This window comes from Candidatus Krumholzibacteriota bacterium, assembly GCA_016931295.1.
Classification (GTDB): Bacteria; Krumholzibacteriota; Krumholzibacteriia; order Krumholzibacteriales; family Krumholzibacteriaceae; genus JAFGEZ01.
This window is the reverse complement of record JAFGEZ010000001.1, coordinates 229197-250663: the sequence shown is the minus strand read 5'-3', so window position 1 is coordinate 250663 and position 21467 is coordinate 229197. Positions and strand designations below refer to the sequence as shown.

General features: G+C 68.9%; 12 protein-coding genes. All 12 read right to left on the bottom strand.

What is annotated here, in order from left to right; genetic code table 11:
• The coding region (locus tag JW876_00965) for a lipoate--protein ligase family protein (protein ID MBN1884076.1) at nucleotides 1–769 on the bottom strand (769 nt) is incomplete at its 3' end.
• Between the two features lie 55 nt (nucleotides 770–824).
• Entirely contained in the window at nucleotides 825–2273 is a 1449-nt protein-coding gene (gene gcvPB / locus JW876_00960; protein MBN1884075.1) for an aminomethyl-transferring glycine dehydrogenase subunit GcvPB, read from the bottom strand.
• Nucleotides 2270–3625 (bottom strand): aminomethyl-transferring glycine dehydrogenase subunit GcvPA, encoded by a 1356-nt coding sequence (gene gcvPA / locus JW876_00955; protein ID MBN1884074.1) that lies wholly within the window; start codon nucleotides 3623–3625, stop codon nucleotides 2270–2272. Before gcvPA ends, gcvPB begins: the two co-directional genes overlap by 4 nt.
• A 22-nt stretch (nucleotides 3626–3647) precedes the next feature.
• Nucleotides 3648–4043 carry a glycine cleavage system protein GcvH gene (gcvH, locus tag JW876_00950; GenBank protein MBN1884073.1) on the bottom strand — a complete coding sequence of 132 codons (396 nt, stop codon included), beginning with the start codon at nucleotides 4041–4043 and terminating at the stop codon, nucleotides 3648–3650.
• Nucleotides 4044–4065: 22 nt separating this feature from the next.
• Nucleotides 4066–5175 carry a glycine cleavage system aminomethyltransferase GcvT gene (gene gcvT / locus JW876_00945; GenBank protein MBN1884072.1) on the bottom strand — a complete coding sequence of 370 codons (1110 nt, stop codon included), beginning with the start codon at nucleotides 5173–5175 and terminating at the stop codon, nucleotides 4066–4068.
• A 66-nt stretch (nucleotides 5176–5241) separates the two neighbouring features.
• Nucleotides 5242–8055, bottom strand: a complete 2814-nt coding sequence (gene uvrA, locus JW876_00940) for an excinuclease ABC subunit UvrA (protein ID MBN1884071.1) — start codon at nucleotides 8053–8055, stop codon at nucleotides 5242–5244.
• A 2-nt stretch (nucleotides 8056–8057) separates the two neighbouring features.
• Nucleotides 8058–11681: a tetratricopeptide repeat protein gene (locus tag JW876_00935; GenBank protein MBN1884070.1), complete on the bottom strand. Its 3624-nt coding sequence runs from the start codon at nucleotides 11679–11681 to the stop codon at nucleotides 8058–8060.
• 154 nt (nucleotides 11682–11835) lie between these two features.
• Nucleotides 11836–12540, bottom strand: coding sequence for a hypothetical protein (locus tag JW876_00930; protein MBN1884069.1), 705 nt, complete (start codon nucleotides 12538–12540; stop codon nucleotides 11836–11838).
• A gap of 266 nt (nucleotides 12541–12806) precedes the next feature.
• A complete protein-coding gene (locus tag JW876_00925) occupies nucleotides 12807–13349 on the bottom strand; it encodes a hypothetical protein (protein ID MBN1884068.1) in 543 nt (180 codons plus the stop codon).
• A 16-nt stretch (nucleotides 13350–13365) separates the two neighbouring features.
• Complete coding sequence (locus JW876_00920; GenBank protein MBN1884067.1) at nucleotides 13366–14184, bottom strand: hypothetical protein; 819 nt, start codon at nucleotides 14182–14184, stop codon at nucleotides 13366–13368.
• 77 nt (nucleotides 14185–14261) lie between these two features.
• The gene (locus tag JW876_00915) at nucleotides 14262–19757 is read right to left on the bottom strand and encodes a T9SS type A sorting domain-containing protein (GenBank protein ID MBN1884066.1); all 5496 of its coding nucleotides are present in this window, start codon (nucleotides 19755–19757) and stop codon (nucleotides 14262–14264) included.
• A 355-nt stretch (nucleotides 19758–20112) separates the two neighbouring features.
• A complete protein-coding gene (gene asnS / locus JW876_00910) occupies nucleotides 20113–21408 on the bottom strand; it encodes an asparagine--tRNA ligase (protein ID MBN1884065.1) in 1296 nt (431 codons plus the stop codon).
• Between the last annotated feature and the right edge of the window lie 59 nt (nucleotides 21409–21467).

Below are 21467 nucleotides of genomic sequence, written 5' to 3'. Positions count from 1 at the left end.
CGTTTCTCTTCGCCGCCGCCAGATGCGCTATTTCCTCGATCTCCCTCTCCCCGAGGACGAGCGGTCGCCAGTCGACGCCGAACCGGGCGCCGAAGGCGGCGACGAGCTCTTGCCTGAGCCGCGCGGCGTCCGCCGGGGCGCCGGTCTCCTCCGAAATGCTCGTCACCTGATCCTCGAGGTTGCTCCACGACCCGCCGAGATACCGTCCGATGCGCGTCGAATCGCCGTCGAGCAGGATCGATCCGTGCTGGAGCAAGGCGCGCCGCGTCCGCCGCTGCGCGCTGCCGACGATCTTCCGGCCGCGCACGGCGATCTCGTGGCGGCTCGCCGAGACGAGGCACGGGGAGGCCGTGCCCCGCTCGCGTCCGTACGAGCGGCCGCTCGCGAGCTCCGCCTCGACGCCGAGAAGGCGGAGGGCGTCGACGATCGCGCCGGAGATGCCGAGGAAGGTCTCCTGGAGCCCGCCGCCGAGCGCGGGATCGTCGAGGGGGGCCGTCACGCAGTAGGTCAGCTCCCCGGCGTGCAGCAGGGCCCGGCCGCCCGTGATCCGCCTGACGACGTCGACGCCGTCGGCGCGGACCGCATCGATATCGAGGACGCGGAAGGGATCCTGGTGGAAGCCGACGGTGAGGGCCGGCGGCGAAAAGGAGTAGAGGCGGAGCGCTGGCGCTCCGCCTCCCGATTCCGCGCGGGAGAGCAGATACTCGTCACGCGCCATGTTCTCGGCGCCGGGAAGGGCGTCGTCGTCGAGCAGAATCCAGCGGTTCATGCGGCACCGTATCCCGTCGCCGCGCCGCGTGCCCGGCGGCGCGGCCGTTCGGGGGTCAGTCGCCGGCGCATTCGCCGGACCAGCAGAGGTCCGGGTTGCGGGCCGCCCCCGCCTCGTCGAGCCGGCGCACCGGCGTCGTCACCGGGGCGTCGTGCAGCAGGTCGGGATTTTCCGCCGCCTCGCGCGCGATCGCTTCCATCGCGGCGGCGAATCCGTCGAGCGCCTCCCTCTTCTCCGTCTCGACCGGCTCGATCATCAGGGCCTCCTCGACGATCAACGGGAAGTAGACGGTCGGCGCGTGCAGGCCGTAGTCGAGCAGCCGCTTGGCCACGTCGAGCGTCTTCACGCCGTGCGGCTTCAGGCCGGCGCCCGATGCGACGAACTCGTGCATGCAGGGCCCGGGGTACGTGACCCGGTAGTGCCTTGAGACGAGCTTCATCAGGTAGTTCGCGTTGATGATCGCGTTCTCCGACGCTTCCCGCAGCCCCCGCCCGCCGAGGCGGCGGATGTAGGCCCAGGCCTTGACGAGAACGTTGAAATTGCCGTTCCAGCGGTGGACGCACCCGATCGTCTTGCTCGACTCGCCGGAGAGCCGGAAGCGTCCCTTCTCCTCCACGACGCGCGGAACGGGGAGGAAATCGGCCAGGTGCCCGCGCACCCCGACCGGCCCCGATCCGGGACCGCCCCCGCCGTGCGGCGTCGAGAAGGTCTTGTGGAGGTTGAGATGCATGATGTCGATCCCGATCGCGCCGGGTTGAACGATGCCGAGGAGGGCGTTCATGTTCGCCCCGTCCATGTAGACGAGCCCGCCCGCGTCGTGGACGATCCCGACGATCGCGGCGATGTCCCGCTCGAAGATGCCGAGGGTGTTCGGCAAGGTGAGCATGAGAACCGCCGTGTCGTCGCCGACCGCCCCGCGAAGGGCCGCCGGCTCCACCATCCCGCGCTCGTCGGAGGCGAGCACCTTCGGGACGAATCCGCAGGAGACGACGCTCGCCGGGTTGGTCCCGTGCGCCGAATCGGGGACGATCACCGTCCGCCGGTCGGTCTCGCCGCGGTCGCGGAACCAGTCGCGCGCGATCATCATGCCGGTGAGCTCGCCGTGCGCGCCCGCGACCGGCTGGAGCGTGAAGGCGCTCATGCCGGTGATCTCGCAGAGGTCGCGCTCGAGCTCGTGCATGAGACGAAGCGCCCCCTGGACGTCGCCGGCGTCCTGCGCCGGATGAAGCCCGGTGAAGCCCTCGAGCCCCGCCACCTCCTCGTTCATCAGGGGATTGTATTTCATCGTGCAGGAACCGAGCGGATACATCCCCTTGTCGATGTGATAGTTCTTCGCCGCCAGCTCGACGTAGTGCCGGACCAGGTCCTGCTCGCCCACCGACGGCAGGCCGATCGGGCCGGTACGCTCGATCGGCAGGTCGAGTCCTTCCGCGGGCACGTCGCTCGCCGGGACGTAGTCGCCGCTCCGGCCGTTCAGGCCGATCTCGAAGATCGTCTTCGTCATCGTCCGCCTCCCGTCTCCCGGACGAGGTCCCGGTAGGTCTCGAGCTCCCGCATCGTCCGCTTTTCCGTGACCGCCACGAGCAGGGCTCCCTCGCCGAGGGCGGGGAAGTCCGCCGCCAGCGGGATGCCGGCGAGGACGCCGGCCTTCCGGGCCCGCTCGAGGAAGACGCAGGCCGGTCCGGGGAGTTCGAGGACGAACTCCTGGAAGAACCGTCCGCCGAAGGGGAATTCGACGGCGCCGGTCTCCTCGAGCATCCGCCGGAGTGCGTGCGCCTTCGTCGCGCTCTGGAGGGCGACGTCGCGGAACCCCGTCTCGCCGAGGGCGGACAGGTAGGCGCCGGCGGCGAGTGCGCAGAGCCCCTCGTTCGTGCAGATGTTCGAGGTGGCCTTCTCCCGGCGGATGTGCTGCTCGCGCGTCTGGAGGGTCATCACGAAGCCGCGATTACCCTCACGGTCGACCGTCGCCGAGATCAGGCGCCCCGGGCAGCGGCGGAGATACGCGCTCTTCGCCGCGAAGAATCCGAGCAGCGGGCCGCCGAAATTCATCGGGTTGCCGAGCGACTGCCCCTCGCCGACGACGATGTCGGCGTCGTATTCGCCGGGGGGCGTCAGCAAGGCCAGGGAAAAGGGATCGACCGACGCGATGAGGAGGGCCTTCGCCCCGTGCGCCATCGCCGAGACGGCCGGGGCGTCCTCGATGACGCCGAAGAAGTTCGGCTGCGCGAGGACGACCGCCGCGGCTGGACGCTCGAGGAGTTCCCTGAGCGCCGCCTCGTCGAGCGTCCCCTCGCCGGTGAAGGGGATCTCGTCGATCTCGATCCCGCGCCCGGCCGCGTAGGTCGCCAGCAGGCGCCTCACGGCCCCCGGAAGCGCCGCCGGCACGAGCACCCGCGGGATCCTGGTGATCGAGCAGGCCATCAACGCCGCCTCGGCGAGGGCCGTCGCCCCGTCGTAGAGCGACGCGTTCGCCGCGTCCATCGCGGTGAGACGGGCGATCATGCTCTGGTACTCGTAGATCGCCTGGAGCGTCCCCTGGCTCACCTCCGCCTGGTAGGGCGTGTACGACGTGTAGAACTCGCTGCGCGACAGCACGTAGCGCACGACCGCGGGTATGTGCCTGTCGTAGATCCCGCCGCCGAGAAAGGAGGCGGCCGCCGTGGCGGGACGGTTCGCCGACGCGCGTTCGCGTCCGAGGGCGATCGTCTCCGCCTCGCTCATCGGCGCCCCCACGGCGAGCTCTCCCACGACGCGCAGGTCGGGCGCGATCGGGGCGATGAGCTCGTCGAACGAGGAGACGCCGATCGCCTCGAGCATCGCGGCCCGATCGTTGTCGGTGTTCTGAACGTAGCTCATGTGGCGTTCCTTCTGGTCGGTGTCAACTCTCGTCTTCCTGCTCGCCGAGGAATTCCTGGTACTCGTCGTGGCTGAAGAGCACGTCGAGCTCGCCGGTGTCCGTCATGCGGATCTTGATGAACCAGCCGTCCTCGTAGGGGCTCTTGTTGACGATCTCGGGGGCGTTCACGATCTCCTCGTTGACCTCGACGACCTCGCCGCTCACCGGCGAGAAGAGCTCGGCCACCGTCTTGACCGCCTCGATCGTGCCGATCGGGTCCATCTGCTTCACGCTCGTCCCCACCTCGGGCAGCTCGATGTAGACGATGTCGCCGAGCTCGCCCGTCGCGTACTCGCTGATGCCGATCGCCGCGACGTCACCCTCGACGAACACCCATTCGTGCTCTTTCGTGTACTTGCAATCCTCCGGATGCATCATGCACCTTCCTTTCGGAGACCGGTCAGTCCATCGAACGACTCTTGTAGAACGGCAGTCGCACCCGCGCGGCGGGAACCGCCCGGCCGCGGATGTCCACCGTGAATCCCTCTTCTTCCGTCGCCGCGGCGCTCGAGACGAGCGCGAGGGCGAGGCTCTTTCCGAGCGTCGGACCGAAGGTGCCGGAGGTGACGGCTCCGACGGTCTCGCCGCCCAGCATCACGGGAAAGCCGTGGCGCGCGATGCCGCGCCCCTCGATCTCGAACCCGACGAGGCTGCGGGGCGGCCCCGCCTCCTTCTCCGCCGCGAGGGCGTCGCGGCCGATGAAATCGCCCTTCTTCAGCTTCACGACCCAGGAAAGGCCCGCCTCGAGCGGCGAGGTCTTCTCGTCGAGCTCGTTCCCGTAGAGGCAGTAGCAGGGCTCGAACCGCAGGGTGTCCCGCGCGCCGAGCCCGATCGGCGCGACGCCGAGATCCGTTCCCGCCTCGAGCAGCTCGTTCCACGCGTCGAGCGCGAGATGCGCGGGGAGATAGATCTCGTAGCCCAGCTCGCCGGTGTAGCCGGTCCTCGAGACCAGCACCTCGGCACCGTTTTTCTCGAAGGAGACGAACCGGTAGTAGGGCATCGTTTCGATCTCGTCGCGGATCGGCGCGCAGAGCTGGATACGCATGAGCAGCTCCCGCGAGGCCGGTCCCTGGACGGCGATCTGCCCGGTCTCGAGGGTGCGGTTCTCGAGGTGGACGTCCCAGCGGACGACGTCGCGCAGGTGCGCGTCGATCTTGTCGACGTTCGCCGCGTTCACCACGAGGAGGATCCGCTCCTCGCCGAACTTGTAGACGAGCAGGTCGTCGAGGACGTGCCCCTCCTCGTTGCAGCAGGTCGTGTAGCAGATCTGCCCGGCATCGAGCTTTCCGACGTTGTTCGTGACGGTCCAGTCGGCGAACCGGCGGGCGGCGTCGCCCGTGATCCAGATCTCGCCCATGTGACTGACGTCGAAGAGCCCGACCCCGTTGCGCACCCGTCCGTGCTCGGCGACGATCCCCTCGAAGGAGACCGGCATCTCGTAGCCGGCGAATTCGACGATCCTGCCGCCCCGTTCCACGTGCGATTCGTAGATCGGCGTCTTCCGTGCCATGAATCACCCCCGTTGTGTCATCCTACCCGACAGCCGCGGCGGAAGGCAAACGAAATGCCCCCGCCGTCACCGGCGCACGAAGCGCCGGAGCATGCGTCCCGTGTAACTCTCCTCGCAATCGACGATCGCGGACGGCGGACCGGCGAACACCACTTCCCCGCCGCGGTCTCCCCCCTCCGGTCCGAGATCGATGATGTGATCGGCGCACCTGATGATGTCCGGGTTGTGCTCGATGACGAGCACGGTGTTGCCCTTGTCCACGAGTCGGTCGAGGACCGTCATCAGGAGCTTGACGTCCTCAAAGTGCAACCCGGTGCTCGGCTCGTCAAGTATATACAGCGTCCGCCCCGTGCCGATCTTGGAAAGTTCGGTCGCCAGCTTGACCCGCTGCGCCTCGCCGCCGGAGAGGGTCGTCGCCGGCTGGCCGAGGCGGATGTACCCGAGACCGACGTCGTGCAGCACCTGGAGCTTCCGCCGGATCGACGAGATGTTCTCGAAGAAGACGAGCGCCTCCTCGACGGTCATGTCGAGGACCTCGGCGATATTGCGGTTCTTGAAGGGGATCTCGAGCGTCTCGCGGTTGTAGCGCCTGCCCTTGCACTCCTGGCAGTGGACGTAGACGTCGGGGAGGAAATGCATCTCGACCTTTATCATCCCGTCTCCCCGGCACGTCTCGCAGCGCCCGCCCTTCACGTTGAAGCTGAAGCGGCCGGGACGGTACCCGCGCATCCGCGATTCGGGAAGCCGGGCGAAAAGATCGCGGATCGGGCCGAAGAGCCCCGTGTAGGTCGCCGGGTTCGACCGCGGCGTCCGCCCGATCGGCGACTGGTCGATGTTGATCACCTTGTCGACGTGCTCGATGCCCTCCACGCCGTCGTGGTCGCCGGGGAGCACGGAGGAACGGTGGAACCGCCGGTGAAGGGCGCGGAAGAGGATGTCGTTGACCATCGTGCTCTTCCCCGATCCCGACACGCCGGTGACGCAGACGAGCGTGCCGAGGGGGAAGGAGACGTCGATGTTCCCGAGGTTGTTCTCGCGCGCCCCGCGGAGGACCAGCGACTTCCCGGAGCCGCGCCCGCCGCCGTCCTTGAGATCGAAGAACCGCTCCGTCTTCAGGTAGCGACCCGTGAGGCTTTTCTCGGTCTCGACGATCTCGGCGGGGGGCCCGACGGCGACGACCTCCCCTCCCCGTTCCCCGGCGCCGGGTCCCAGGTCGACGACCCAGTCGGCTGCCAGTATCGTGTCGCGGTCGTGCTCGATGACGATGACCGTGTTCCCCGCGTCCCGCAGCTCCCTGAGCGTATCGATCAGCCGCGCGTTGTCCCGCTGGTGGAGGCCAATCGAGGGCTCGTCGAGGATGTACAGGACGCCGACGAGCTTCGAACCGATCTGCGTGGCGAGCCTGATCCGCTGCGCCTCGCCCCCGGCGAGGGTCCCGGCCGAACGGTCGAGGGCGAGGTAATCCAGCCCGACGTCGCCGAGAAACCGGAGGCGGGCCTGGATCTCCCTGACGAGCGGTTTGCCGATCAGCTCCGCGTTCCCCGACAGGGGCAGCTCATCGAAGAAGTTCCTCGCCCGGTCGATCGTCAGGGCGGTCACCTCGGCGATCGTTTGCCCCGCGACCGTCACTGCGAGGCTCTCCGGGCGGAGGCGCGCCCCGCCGCAGGTCGCGCAGGGGCTGGAGGTCATGTACTGCTCGATCCACCGCCGGACCGCGTCGGAACTGGTCTGGCGGTAGCGGCGCCGGAGGTTGGGGATGATCCCCTCCCACTGCGTGTAGTACTCCCCCTTGCCCCGCTCGAAGTCGTACCGGACGACGATCTCCTCCTCCGACCCGTTGAGGACGGCGAGGCGCACCTTCTTCGGAAGCTTCCCGAAGGGCGTCTCGAGGGAGAAGCGCATCTTCTCCGCGAGGGCCTCGAGGCGGTAGCGGAACCAGTTGTCCCTGAGGGGGCCGACCGAGGCGATCGCCCCGGCGGCGATGCCGACGGACGCGTCGGGGACGACGAGCTCCTCGGCCAGGTCGATGCTCGTGCCGAGTCCGTGGCAGTCGGGGCACGCCCCGTACGGCGAGTTGAAGGAGAACATGCGCGGCGAGACCTCGCCGAGGCTTACGCCGCACCAGGGGCAGGAGAACTCCATGCTGAAGAGCTGTTCCTCGCCCCCCGTATCGACGAGGATGACGCCGCCGCCCACGCGCGAGGCCGTCTCGACCGAGTCGGCGAGCCGTCCCGCGACCCCGTCGCGCATCTTCACGCGGTCGACGACGACCTCGATGTCGTGCTTCCTGTTCTTCTCCAGATCGATCTCCTCGCCCAGTTCCATCGTCTTCCCGTCGACGCGCACGCGGGTGAATCCCTCGCGGGCGAGCCGGGCGAGCAGGGCGCGGTGCTGGCCCTTCCGGCCGCGGACCACCGGCGCCATGATCACGAGGCGCGAGCCCGCGGGCGCCGCCGCGATCCGGTCGACGATCTGCGCGGTCGATTGCCGGGCGATCTCCCGGCCGCACCCCGGGCAGTGCGGACGCCCGATCCGCGCGAAGAGGACGCGGAGATAATCGTAGATCTCGGTGATCGTTCCCACGGTCGACCGCGGGTTGCGCGAGGTGGTCTTCTGGTCGATCGATATCGCCGGGGAGAGTCCCTCGATCGAATCGACGTCGGGCTTCTCCATCTGCTCGAGGAACTGGCGCGCGTAGCTCGAGAGGGATTCGACGTACCGGCGCTGGCCCTCGGCATAGATCGTATCGAAGGCGAAGGAGGACTTCCCCGACCCGCTGAGCCCCGTCACCACGACGAGCCGGTTTCGCGGTATCGAGACCGTGATGTTCTTGAGGTTGTGCTCCCGCGCACCCCTGACGACGAGGTGATCACGCGCCATCGCTACCGATCCTTCCCGTCCCCGTTCCGCCGGGCGTCGATCCGTTCGAGCCCGCCCGCGGCGATGCGCCCCCAGTCCGAATCGGGGCCGTGGGATTCGAGAACGGCCCGGTAGATTCTTTCGGCCTCATCGAACCGTCCCGTCATCTCGTACGCCCCCGCCGCCTCGAGCTTCGCCGTCACGCCCCACATCCCGCCCGTCTGGAGGTAGGGTACGCGCAGGAATTCGCGGATCGCCTCGTCGTACCGGCCGAGATTCTTGAGCACCGCGCCCGACCAGTAATGCGCACGCCCGCGCTGCTCCTCGTTCACGGCGATGCCGGGGATGCGGCGGTAGACCTCCCAGGCGAGCTCGAACCGGCCCGACTGCGTGTAACAGAAGCCGAGATTGAAGAGGGCCTCGATCGATGCCTCGCGGCCGGGGAATTCCTCGGCGAGCGTGTGCCAGGCCTCCGCCGCCTTGTCCCAGTTCTCGAGGCGCTGCTCGACCCGGCCGACGTTCTGCAGCGCGAGGAAGCGCGTGTCGCGGTCTCTCGCCGCCTCGGCGGCGAGCGCGTAGTTCGCCGAGGCGAGGTTCAGGTCTCCCGCCGCGTAGTGGGCGGAGGCGAGCTTGAAATAGACCTGGTCGACGATCGGCGAATCGGGCGACTCGCCGAGGAAGCGGCGCAGGCGCTCGATTCCCCGGTCATACCCGCCGCGCTTGATGTCGCACCGCGCGAGATGAAAGAGCGCCTCGGAGGCCGCTTTCGTGCCGGGGAACCGCTCGCGCAGCGACCCGAGCGTCGCTTCCGCCTCGTCGCACCGTTCCGATTCCGCCTCGGTCTTTCCCTTCTCGAGGAGGACCGCCGCCGCTTTGCCCGGGCAGCGCTCCTCGAGCAGCGCCAGCCCACGGTCGCCACGCCGGCCGTCACCCGCGCGGTAGCGGGCCGTCGCCTCGCCGGACAGAACGGCGCACGTGTCTGCGCCATCGAGACCGAGTACCCGTTCGTAGGTTTTCGCGGCCTCTTCGTTCTCGCCGAGGGCCAGCAGGAGATCGGCCCTGAGAGAGAGGGTCGCGGCGGTCCGCTCGATCGAGACGAGCTCGTCGACGAATTCGCGGGCCTCCCCGGTTTCGCCCCGTGCCATCGTCCGCCGGGCGAGCATGCCGAGGACGCGGGCCCGCAGGTCGCTGGCGAGGTCGTCGCGCGACGCGAGCAGTCCGAGAAGACGGTCGACCGCCTCCCCCTGGCCGAGCTGCTCGCGAGCGAGGGCTTCCCGGTAGGCCGCCTCGCCGGCGAGGGGCCCGTCACCGTAGCGGTCGCCGAAGTCGTTGTAGGCGCCGGCCGCCTGCTCCCACCGTCGCAGGTAGTAGTGGCAGTCCCCGATCCGCAGGGCGCACCGCCCGGCGAGCCGCCGCAGACCGGTGCCCTCGAGGCAGCGCTCGTACCGGTCGAGGGCCTCGTCGTACCTGCCGAGGCGGAGAAGCGTCTCTCCCGCGTCGTAGAGGGCGGCCGGCGCGCGCGGATCGTCGCCGTACCGGCCGGCGAAGGAGGTGAGCGCCGTCGCTGCGCCCTCGGCGTCCCCGGTCATCCGGCGGAGATACCCGCTCTTGAGGAGCGCTTCCCGCGCGACCGGCGGGGAGGCCGCTTTCTCGAGGACGGCGGCGCAGAGCGAGAGGGCGCTGTCCGCCGCCCATCGCTCTCCGGCGGAGGCGACGCCGTAGAGGGCGTCGATCTTCCGGCCGAGGGCCCACCAGCGATCCGGCCCGTCGCCGTAGAGGCCGATGAACTCGTCGAGGCGCCGGAGACGCTCGTTCAGGTCCCAGTCCGCCTCCTTCTCCTCGAGATAGGCGCGGTGCGCGGCCCGACCCCATCGCGTGCCGGCGTTGTCGCGGGCGACGCCCACCCAGAGGGAGAGCGCCTTCTTGCGTTCGTCGCCGCCCGTTCCGCCGCCGGCGACGTCGAGCCGGTGGCGGCGCAGATGGGCGGCGGCCCGGTAGAAGCGCGCCCGGGCGCGGAGCGTGTCGGCGATCTCGCCACGAAGGGCCTCGTCGAGAAGCCGCCCCGCCACCACGGCCTCCCCCGCCTCCTCGAGGAGCAGGACGGCGGCGTCGATCCGCCGCTCCGCGCTTCCACGATCGCTCGCCGCCACGGAGGCGAGCGATCGCAGGACGGCGGCGCTTGCTTCGGGGCGAAGGGCGAGCGCCTCGAGCCTCGCCTCGGCCCGCCCGGCCTCCCCGCTGCCGGGATAGCCGGCGACGACCCGCTCGTAGCGACGGCGTGCGCCCGCAGCGTCGCCGGCCGCCTCCCGGATGAGGCCGGCGGAGAAAAGCGCCGCCGCGGCCCGTTCGCCTCCGGCGTCCTCGCCGGCTATCATGTCGAGGTACCGGAGCGCGGCGAGCGTGTCGGCGAGCTCGGCGGCCGCGATTTCCGCGAGGGCCTCGAGGATGTCGAGGCGCGCGCCGGCCGGCGCGTCCTCGAGGAGGGCGAGATGATAGAGCCGCGACGCCTCGGCGGGCTCTCCGCCGGCCCGGCGGAGAGACGCATCGAGCGCCAGGGCCTCGGCGAAACCGTCCGACGCGGGAAACAGGCGCCGGAACGTTCCGAGCGCGGCGAGAGCCTCCTCCCGCCGTCCTCGCTGTGCGAGGATGCGGGCGCCGAGGAGCGTGAGCTCGCCCGTCGTGTCGCGGACCGCGCCTGTGGCGATCCCCTCCCCGATCAGCTCGAGCGCGCGTTCCCCGCGGTCGAGCCGGCGGGCGGCCTCGATCGCCTCGCGATAGACCTGCGCCCGCATCTTCGATTCCGGGAAGTCGCGGAGAAAGAGGCCGGCCGCGTCGAGGGCCCCCGCGTCGTCGCCGCGCCCGGCGCGGATCTCGACTATCCGCCGCGCGGCCGTCTCCCGGAGCGACGGCTCGCGGTACCGGTCGAGTATGCGGCGGAAGCGGGCCTCGGCGGCGGCGCGGTCGCCGGCGGCGAGATCGCGCTCCGCGAGCCGCTGGAGGGCGAGGGCGGCGACGGGCGAGGCGGGATGATCGTCGACGAGCGCCTCGAGGACGGCGGCCGCCTCGAGATCGCGTCCGATCTTCTCGAGGGCGACGGCCAGGCTGTAGGAGGCGCGCGGCGCGAGCTCGCTGTCCCGGTGCTCGTCGGCGAGACGTCGGAGCGCCGTGGCGGCCGCGGCGAACTCGCCGGCCGCGATGAGACTCTCCCCCGATTCGAGAAGCGCGTCGTCGACGAAGGCGCACCCTGCGTACTCGTCGGGGATGCGCCCGTACTCCTCCGCGGCGAGGCGGTACCGCTTCATCGACTCGTAGATGCGCCCGCGATAGAAGCGCGCCTTGCAGGCGCCCTCGTCGCCGGGGTGCTCCCGCAGGAGACGATCGAAGACGTCGAGGGCCCGCTCGGCCTCGGCGGCCTGCATCCAGCACTCCCCCGCTCCCATGAGGGCCGCGGGCCTGAAGACGCTGCGAGGCCATGCGTCGGCGAACCGCAGGTATTCCTCGGCGGCGGCGGCGAACATGCGGTCATCCTGCAGTCTCCTGGCGAACCGGTAATCCTCGTTTTCCCCGGCGACGACGGCCGCCGGCGCGACGAGGAGAACGAGGATGACAGGCAGGAAGACCCGGAGTCGCAAGAGACCGTATTGCAAGCGGTTGCCTCCTTGCAGGAAACGGCGTGACGCACGATGGATGGACAGGGAAATCTAGCAGATACGCGGGTCGAGGTCAATAGCGGTGCGGGGGACCGGCCTGCTCCCCACCGATCCCCCGCCGGGACTGCTGCGAACGCGGCAGTCACACGTCCTATTTGCGATACGTCGTCTTGATGGCCCCCCAGGTGGACTCCTCGGTCGCCGTCTCGCAGTCGATGCTGGCGCTGATTCCGCAGACGTCGAAGAGCTCGCCCGTGTTGCCGCAGTACCAGCCGGGGTAGTCGGACGGCATCGTCATGCCCCAGGCGGGATGCCACACCATGATCACCGTGGCGATCGTGTATTCGATGAAACAGTGATGGTACGGGGAATCGAAGACGCCGGTGAAGTAGGCGTTCGACGTCGCGCCGACGACCGCGCCGCCGACGATCGACATCGTGGTCGTCACCCGGTAGAAGGTGATATCCCCCTCGTAATCCTCGGAGCCGTCGCCGAAGTGGGCCCCCTCGAGCCAGAACCGGCCGTTCTCGTAGTAGGTGATGTACTCGCGAAAGCCGTTGCCGAACTCGTCGATGAACTCGTCATTGAGGATGGCGCCCGGCTCGGCGATCGACATCCCGGAGAGGTGCCACTGTCCCCCCAGGGTTCCCGTGCCGGCGTTCCAGCTCATCGCGTCCTGCGTGTTGCCCACCTGCCCCCCGCCCGGGGTGGCGGTGCAGTACGCCTCGGAGACGCGGCCGCAGAGCAGCGTGCCGCCGTACGTGGAATAGACCGCATTGTTGGGCTGTCCCGCGACCACGGGCATCGCGAGGAACAGCGAAAGCGCAAGAGCGAAGGTCACTCGCAGAATCTTCATCGGTTTCCCCTCCGGTTCAGGTACATATGACCCATGTGCATCCGGTCAGCGAATCGCCGACATACGTTCCCGGCCTCCCTCCTTTCACGTCGCGCGACCGTTGCGCGACGACGGTCGAGGACCGTCGTCCGAAGCCTCTGACATGTTACCGTTGCGCCGAGTCCCGGCGAGAGTTGCTTATAGGGTATTCTACCTATTTCTCATGGATCCTGTCAACCCTAATTCGTAATTGTTCCGGAGAACGCGGGTTACGCGATCGCCGGCGGTCAGCGTGTCAGGCGCTTGATCTCTCCCCAGGAAGCCTCCGCGAGGCCGATGGCGGCGTCGACGGTCACCGATCCGTGGACGACCGCGGGATCGAGCGGCGTGTTCTCGCCGTCCCGCAGATCCGCCTCGATGATCAAAACGGGAGAGATGCCCGGCGCGACGGGGCTGAACCAGATCGTCACGAGCGCGCCGGGACCGTCGACCGTCTCGCCGAGAATCGATCCGTTCACGTGGACGATCGTCGCGCCCCCCTCGTCGTCGAGTTGGCGGAAGAAGGTCGGGTGCCCGCACCCCGCCGGCAGGGATCCCTCCGTCACGTCGACGACGGAAAGCACGTTGCCGTCGTAGGCCACGCGAAGATCCCACCCCATCAGGTTTGCGGCCGGATCGCCGGCGCAGATGCGCACGGGAAACGCCACGGGCGTGCACACGGTCGTATCGGCCGGCTCGACGAGAACGACCGCCGTCGCTCCCGCCGCCGGAACCGCCGCGGCGGCGCACAGCAGCAGAACGATCGCCGCGCGCAGGATGTCTGTGATCATACCGGCCTCCGTTTTCTCAGCGAACCATGACGACTTTCCGCCGGAGCTCGAGTTCCGGCGCCCTCGCCACGGCGAAATACACGCCGGCATCGACGCGCACCCCCGCCCCGTTCCGTCCGTCCCAGGGAAACTCGTGCACCCCGGGATGGATCCGTCCCGACGCGAGCGCGCGCACCGGCCGGCCGCGAACGTCGTATATCGTCAGTGTGAAAGACACTCCCGCCGCGTCGCCGGCCTCCCCCGGCACGAAAAGCGAGAAGGTCGTCGACGGATTGAAGGGGTTCGGCCGGTTCCAGAGCCGGGCCCGTACCCGGGGGGCCGTTTCTCCGGCCGCGTCGCCGACCGAGACGAAGGCGGGCTCTCCTCGGAGGTGCTGGAGTTCGGTCCGGTCGATGTCCCACAGCCGGGAACCGGCGATCGAGACGGCGCAGGCGCCGTCGGCGATCCCCTCGAACACGTATCGCAGCAGTGCCCCGGGAGCGATGACGAAACTCCGGTATCCGAGGACGCAGTCGGCCGCCGACGCGGTGTCGTCGGTTTCCTGCGTCCAGTCGAAGAACGTGGGAAAACCCGCCCCGGCGTAGAGCGACCCCTCGGCCGCTTCGACGCAACGGATGACCGCCGCGTCCCAGGCGAGCAGGCACTCGACGCAACTCAGCGAATCGACGGCGGCATCCACCGAGACGGTCAGGGTGCAGCGCTCCCCCGGCCCGATCGTCGCCCGGAGCGGCTCGATCGACAGCCGCGGGTCGGACGCCCCCCTTCCCGCCGCCGCGACGGCCAGTGCCGCCGCCGCGATCGCGGCGGCGATCCGCATCGTCGATCTCTTCGTCATCGTACGAATCCTTTTTCGGCAGATCGGGCAGGCGGGAGACGCCGAAGCGCCCCCCGCCGCCCATCCCCTCCGGCGCATCAGCGCAGGAGGACCATCTTGCTCGTCGAGGCGTAGCCTCCGCAGAACATCCTGCAGAAATAGACCCCGCTCGGCGTCTCTGAACCTGTGTCGTTGCGCCCGTTCCAGGTCACCTCGTAGGAACCGGGAAGGCGCCGCTCGTCGACGAGGATCCGCACGAGCCGGCCGGACGCGTCGTAGATACGGATCGACACGGGCGCCGGCGAGGCGAGATCGAAACGGATCGTCGTCACGGGATTGAACGGGTTGGGGAAATTACCGAAGAGCCGCGTCACCGTCGGGACCTCGTCGTTTCCGCCGCCTCCCCCGGAGAGGAGCTCGACCGATTCGTTGCCGATGTCCCTGACTTCGACCTCGACGAGGCCGCATGCGGCGGCGCCGCGGAGAAGAGCGATCGGACCGCTCTTCTCGATCGCCGCGCCGACGCCGAGGGCGGCGACGCAGATCTCCGTTCTGCCTTCACCGCGGCCGATCGATCCGACGAAGCAATCGCCGGCGGCCGCCTCGCCGGGAAGGACCCCGACCGGCGCGTCGTGCGAGACGACCAGCCTGACTCCCTTCAGCGAGGAGGCGCGGTTCTCCAGGAAGACGGCGATCGCGCCCGATCCGTCGGATGCGGGCTCGAGCCGCACGGAGACGAGATCCTCGAGACACTCGATCGCCCGTTCCGCGAACTCGAGCGGGTGCCCGAGCGGCGAGACGTTGCCGTGGTTCATCGAGAAGATCATCAGGTCCTCGAAATCGACCGCGTCGTCGGGCTCGGGAACGCCGTTGCGGCGCCAGTCGTCGGTCGGGCCGATGTCGCACTCGTTGAACCATCCCGGCCCGCCCTGGACGGTGCCGAAGGCGTTCGAGAAGGGAACGAGATCGCTCGTGTTGACGAGGCCGTCCCATGGCGAGGCGATGTCGCCGAGCCAGTAGCTCGTCGACCGGTCGGCCGCGCCGGCGTCGAAGACGCTGACGTTGCCCGCCAGGTCGACGGAGAAGGCCGCGAAGTAATAGACGTCGCGGGTCGCGAGCGCATCGTCGTGCGACTCGCCGCTCACCGCCGCGACATGCGCACCCTGCGTATGGTCGACCGGGTAGGCCGGCGGGGTGACGTACTCGGGGTAGTCTCCCCAGGCGACGCGACGGATTTCGACGTGGTCGAAGGTCGCGTCCCCGGTCGGGTTGCTCCACGTCAGGTGCACCTTGTCATGCCCGGGGAGGGCGACGAACGAGGTGGGCGGATCGGGGGCGACGGTGTCCTTGTTGAAGAGCCAGGAGTACGTGTCGGGCGTCCCCTCGCCGTTCCAGTTCCCCGCGTCGTCGGCGACGCGGAAGAAGACGGTGTGCGCCCCCTGGGCGAGGGCGTCGAACCCGGGAAGGGTCCAGCCGTCGTCGTTCCACTCGAGGGCGTCTATCCCGGCGAAAAGGGCCGTCCAGCCGCCGCCGTCGATCCGGTACTCGGCGGTGTCGAGGTTCTCGTCGTCGTCGAAGCCGAAATTAGAGAGGACGGGCGCCGTGTTGTACCAGCCGCCCGGCGTCTCGGCGATCGGCTCCATCGTCGGCGGATCGCAGTCGACGAGGAGCATGCCGCCCGTGGCGGCCGCGTCGAGCGGATCGTTGTCGAGGTCGCGGATCTTGAGAGAGGTCACAGCGACGGCCGTGACGCCGTCAGCGACCGGCGTGAGGAGGACGGAGAAGAGCTCCCCCGCTCCCGTCGCGCCCGTGTCGCCGCCGAGGATCGCGCAGACGACCGTGTAGATGCCGCCCCCGCCGTCGAGGACGAAGAACTGCGTGGTGCCGACATCAGAGAGCCAGTCGCCCTCGATGATGTGGGCGTCCGGGTCGGCGACGGTCGCCACGGCCGGATCGACCGTGAAGGTCACCTCCCAGCCGCGGACCTCGTCGGCGAGACCCGCCTGCGCGATGCCGAAGACGAGGGTCTCGGGCGTCGTGCAGTTCGTGACGGCGGAATCGGGGGAGATGGCGACGGCGTTGACCGCCCCGAGCCAGGGCTCGAAGAGGACGTAGTCGCTCACCGGGACGCCGAGGCCGCCGGGATTGAGCGTCGCGTGGCGCGGTCCGGTCGCGTCCCCCCACCAGTTCCAGCGACCGTCGACCGTGATGTAGTCGGCGTTCGAGCGGATACCGAAGAGGGTGTTGCCTCCGAGGTCGTTCTCGTTGGCCGAGACCGTCGTGAAGACGCCCGTATCGCAGCCGCTCTGGCACTGCCATATCTCGATCCCCACCTCGAAGCCGGTCACCGTGTTGCCGGTGATCGCGAGGGCGAGGTCGTCGGTGGCGTAGCCGCCGTCGGCCTCGATGCCGTAGGTGGCCGTGTTGTCGGAACCGCCGAAGACGACCGAGTTCCCCTCGATGTCGGAGGAGAGGAGGGCCAGGGGCGCGGCGAGCATGCCGCGGCCGACCGGCGGGTCGTCGGGCTCGATGGGCGAGGGCACCACCTCGGGCGGATCGGTCGCGATGATCCCGAAGGCCGAGACGCCGATCTTCTCGATCGCGAAATCGTTGCCTTCGATGAGTCCCGCGGCGTCGTAGTTGTAGAGCCCCACGTGCGTGCCGGTCACGGTGTTGCCGGTGACGTCGGCCGATGAGTAGTACTGCAGGATGCTCGAGGCGACCCACTTGGTCGCGGCTTCCGTGTTGTCGTAGCCGATACCCGCGACGGTGTTGCCGTCGATCGAGCCGCTCACGAGCGATCCGTAGAGCTGGATGCCGTTCTGCGCCGTCACGTCGGTCGCGCCGGCGCCGGTGATGTCGTTGCCGGAGATATCGACGACGAGCGGCGTCGTCTCGGAGGAGGCGAAGGCCACGGCGTTCTTCTGGAAGTCGTCGATCACGTTGTCGACGAGCGCGATCGAACGCGCCTCGCCGTCGTCGTTCCACGAGTAGAGGGCGACGCCGTGCTGGGCGCCGCTGAAGGGGGTGTCCATGATCCCCGTCACGACGCAGTCGCGGACGGTGCCGCCGGCGTTGTTGAAGGCGACGCCGACGAAGCGGTAGTTGGCGTTCCCCCTGCCGCCGCCGTCGACGGTGAGATCGCGGATCGTGACGTCGTCGGCGTCGTGGACGTAGACGACCGGGTAGTTCGTTCCGAAGAAGGTGGCGAGGTTCACGGGCGAGAGGATCGTCGTCGATCCGGCCCCGTCGCCGATGAGGGTCATGTCGCCGGCGATCTCCACCTGTCCCTCGTAGAGCCCCGCGTGCAGGTAGAGCGTGCTCCCGGAGAGGAGATCGATCCCCTCCTGGACGTAGCCCCCGCCACCCCCGCCCTGCGGCGAGTCGTCGTCGACGTGCAGGACGGAGAAATCACCCTGGAAGCCGGGATCGCCGCTCGTGTCGATCCCGTCGTCGAGCCAGGGGGTGTAGTCGACGTTCGCATCGACCACCGCGGCGACCGACGCCGTGTCGGCGTGGCCCCACCAGTTGCCGGAGGCGTCGGCGACGCCCGTGCCGCCGTTGAGCACGGCGGTCGCGACCGCCGCGCCGCCGTCGACGAAGGCGTTGCCGGCGAGCGTGATCGTCGCGGCGTCGATCGCCGAGAGGATCCGGAGACCGTTCGAGGGCTCGTCGGGCGCGGAGAAATCATTGAAGTGGAAGACGTTCCCCTCGATCGCGACGTTCCCGCTCGGCGTGAGCCCGTAGTTGTCCCCCCAGAGCATCATCGCCGAGGAGGGATACCCCGCATGGGGCGATGGGCCGGTCGCCTCGAAGACGTTGCCGGTCACGCTCGAGTTCAGCAGCCCCGCCTGCATGTTCGTGTAGCCGTTGTTGCGGAAGGTGTTGCCCGAGATCGTCGCGTCCTGGAACTGCGACGACAGGTTGAGGTGCGCCCCGTCGAAGAGGTTGCCGCTCAGGACGAGCCGCGCGGAATTGTACGTCTTGTTCCCCGCGAAGATCTCCCCCGAAGCGAACTCGTTGTCCCGGATCGTGAGATCGTCGAAGACATCGGCCCCGTCGAAGAAGCCGAGGGCGTTCGATGCGGTCAGCGACGATCCGTCGATGACGCACTTCTCGATGAGGATGCCGGGCGAGGTGACGTTGAACCAGAAGGCGTGCACCGCCGTGCCGCCGAGGCGGCAGTTCGACACGCGCAGTCCGGCGCCGTGATCCTCGCCGTCGACCAGTCGTCCCGCCGACGCGGTCCCGGAGAAAGTGAGGCCGTCGAGGACGACGCCGCTCCCGCCGATCGTGACGAGATCGCCGGCGGCGCAGGTCAGCTCGGTCTCGTCGGCCGAACGGCCGCGCGCGTCGACGCCCGCCTGGGCGCCCCGGAGCTCGATCCCCGCGCCGACGGAAACGTTCTCCTCATAGGTGCCCGCGGCGACACGCACGACGTCGCCGCTCGACGCCGCATCGATCCCCTCCTGCACCCAGGAAAAGTGCTCGCTGGCGAGATCCCAGTCGAGCTCGTAGAACCAGATGTTGCCGGTCCCCTCCTGGCCGGGCTCGTCGCGCTCGGAGGTCAGGAAGAGATAGCTCGTGCCGCCGTCGTCGGTGAAACCGATCGGCCACATGTCGACCCAGGTGTTCACGCCGTACCGCGCCTCGGAGATCATCGTCGCCGTGCCGGTGAACAGGGTCGCGAGGTCGCTCCCCGACCAGCCGATGACGTGCTGCCAGCCGCCCCCGTCGCTCGTCCAGGGCGCCTGGGCGAAGAGCCACGCGGAGCCGACCTTGACGAGCGTCGGATCCCAGCCGGTCGAGGCGGCCGTGCAGAGCTCGCTCCACGCCTCGGGAGACGCGACGTACTCGAGCACCTTGTTGTCCTTGCTCGGGCTGGTGCGCAGAATGGCGATGCGGAGCGTCGCGCCGTCGACGAAGAAGTGCCCCGTGCCGTTGACGAGGTTCGAGACGGCGTTCAGGGGAACGTACGCGCTCCACGAGATGGTCGCCGCCGTCGGATCGGCGGCGTGTTTCGTGTGCCAGCCGGCGTTGCCGTCGGGGTAGTTGGCCATGACGAAGAGTTCCCCGCCGAAGGAGACCTCGTCGTGATGGGCGGCCCCGTCCGGCAGGTTGTCCGCCAGGTCGGCCCGCTGTGTCCACGTCGCCCCGCCGTCGGCGGTATACCAGCCGTACAGGCTCCGGCGTCCGGCGAAGTTGAGCGATGGCACGGCGGCGAACGTCCAGACCCTGCCGTCGTGCACCGCGGCGCCGATCTCGCCGTTGTAGCAGTTCACCGCCCCGGGAATCGCCTGCGCCGTCGCCGCGGCGAGGCCGGCGACGGAGGCGGCTTTCTTGAAGTAGACCTGGTAGTCGTATACGTCGGGATTGTCGTTCTGGTAGTTGCCCGTGACGGTCGCCGACCGGCCGTAGAAGAGCCAGTAGTCGGCGCCGTCGAAGACGATGGCCTGGCCGCGCTCGTAGTGAGCGTCGAAGGTCACCTGGACGGGCTGGCTGACCTCGATCGTCGCCGCGCCCGCCGCGACGGGCGTCCCGAGCGCGAGACACGCGGCCAGGACGAGCAGCGATGCTATGTACCTGCGTTTCATGTACCCCTCCGATTCGTTTGAGTCGACCGAACGTTGCAGCGAGAACGCCGGTTCTCCTGGACGCAGATCACCCCCTTCCGGTCTTCTGCGGAAAACCGGCCCGGAAGCCTGTCGTGTTGTGCGTGCTGATTACCTGATCGGCAGTCGACACGGCCCGAGGAGGACGCACCCGCCCCCCCGGCGAGACATCAGAATCGTCTGCTGAGCAATTGACATTCCCCTCCGTCAGCCAGACGTGTCGTTACTGGTATGTGGCGTATCGTGAGAGTCGAATCGCGGAAACCAGTATACACCCGGCGAACGCGGAATGTCAACAGTCAATGACGCCATCCCGGTCGGCGCGGCGCGCTCCGCGTCAGGGCGAGAGCCGGTTGAGCAGGCGCGGGAAGGGGATCGTCTCGCGGACGTGGCCGATGCCGCAGATCCAGGCGAGGGTCCGCTCGACGCCCAGGCCGAAGCCGGCGTGGGGAAAGGCGCCGTAGCGGCGCAGGTCGAGGTACCACTCGAAGGCCTTCGCCGGCAGGTCGTGCTCGGCGAGGCGCTTCTCGAGAAGCGCGAGGTCGTGGATGCGCTGCCCGCCGCCGATGATCTCCCCATACCCCTCTGGGGCGAGAAGGTCGACGGAGAGACTGAGGGCGGGATTCTCCGGGTCGGGTTCCATGTAGAAGGCCTTGATCGCCGAGGGGAACCGGTGCACGAAGACGGGCCGGTCGTGGCGCGTCGCCAGGACCGTCTCGTCGTTCCCGCCGAAATCGCTCCCGTACTCGAAGCCGGTCTCCTCTTCGGCGAGGATCGCCGCCGCCTCGTCGTACGACACGCGCGGGAAGGGCGGCTGGACGCGCTCGAGGGGGGCCGGATCGCGCTCGAGGACGTCGACGATCAGGGAGCGATAGGTCTCGAGGCTGCGGCCGACGATCTCCACGATGAAATCCTCGCCGAGCTGCATGATGTCGTCGAGGTCGGCGAAGGCCACCTCGGGCTCGACCATCCAGAACTCGATGAGGTGGCGGCGCGTCTTCGATTTCTCGGCCCGGAAGGTGGGCCCGAAGCAGTAGACCTTGCGGAACGCGGCCGCCGTCGCCTCGTTGTAGAGCTGCCCGCTCTGGGTGAGGTACGCCTTGTCCCCGAAATAGTCCGTCTCGAAGAGTGTGGTCGTCCCCTCGCAGGCGTTCGGCGTGAAGACCGGCGTGTCGCAGTTGACGAAGCCGCGGTTGTCGAAGAACTCGCGGATGAACCGGACGAGTCCCGCCCGGATCGTCAGGATCGCGTGCTGGCGGGCGGAGCGGAGCCAGAGATGGCGGTTGTCCATCAGGAAGTTCATCCCGTGCTCTTTCGGGGTGATCGGATACTTCTCCGCCACCTGGATGATGCGCAGCGCCGAGATGCCGAGCTCGTACCCGCCCGGCGCCCGCGAATCCTCGCGGACCTCGCCCGTCACCTCGATCGACGATTCCTGCGTCAGACGGCCGGCCTCCTCGAAGAGCTCCCCGCCGAGGGAGGATTTCTCCGCGATGCACTGGATCAGGCCCGTCCCGTCCCGGAGCACGATGAACATGATCTTGCCGCTCGAGCGCATGTTGTACACCCAGCCGCTGAGGGTCACCTCGCGCCCGACCGACTCGCCGATCCGGGCTATCTCCGTCTTCTGCATCTCCTGCTCCCTCTGCACGTCGAAGGTCGAAACGGACTGTTCTGTCCCCCCTGTTGTAC

What these genes read in the sequence shown, in the direction of transcription:
- asnS (MBN1884065.1), bottom strand. Translation starts at nt 21,408, where the DNA reads ATGCAGAAGACGGAGATAGCCCGGATCGGCGAGTCGGTCGGGCGCGAG.
- JW876_00925 (MBN1884068.1), bottom strand. Translation starts at nt 13,349, where the DNA reads ATGATCACAGACATCCTGCGCGCGGCGATCGTTCTGCTGCTGTGCGCC.
- gcvPB (MBN1884075.1), bottom strand. Translation starts at nt 2,273, where the DNA reads ATGACGAAGACGATCTTCGAGATCGGCCTGAACGGCCGGAGCGGCGAC.
- JW876_00920 (MBN1884067.1), bottom strand. Translation starts at nt 14,184, where the DNA reads ATGACGAAGAGATCGACGATGCGGATCGCCGCCGCGATCGCGGCGGCG.
- gcvT (MBN1884072.1), bottom strand. Translation starts at nt 5,175, where the DNA reads ATGGCACGGAAGACGCCGATCTACGAATCGCACGTGGAACGGGGCGGC.
- gcvPA (MBN1884074.1), bottom strand. Translation starts at nt 3,625, where the DNA reads ATGAGCTACGTTCAGAACACCGACAACGATCGGGCCGCGATGCTCGAG.
- uvrA (MBN1884071.1), bottom strand. Translation starts at nt 8,055, where the DNA reads ATGGCGCGTGATCACCTCGTCGTCAGGGGTGCGCGGGAGCACAACCTC.
- JW876_00930 (MBN1884069.1), bottom strand. Translation starts at nt 12,540, where the DNA reads ATGAAGATTCTGCGAGTGACCTTCGCTCTTGCGCTTTCGCTGTTCCTC.
- gcvH (MBN1884073.1), bottom strand. Translation starts at nt 4,043, where the DNA reads ATGATGCATCCGGAGGATTGCAAGTACACGAAAGAGCACGAATGGGTG.
- JW876_00915 (MBN1884066.1), bottom strand. Translation starts at nt 19,757, where the DNA reads ATGAAACGCAGGTACATAGCATCGCTGCTCGTCCTGGCCGCGTGTCTC.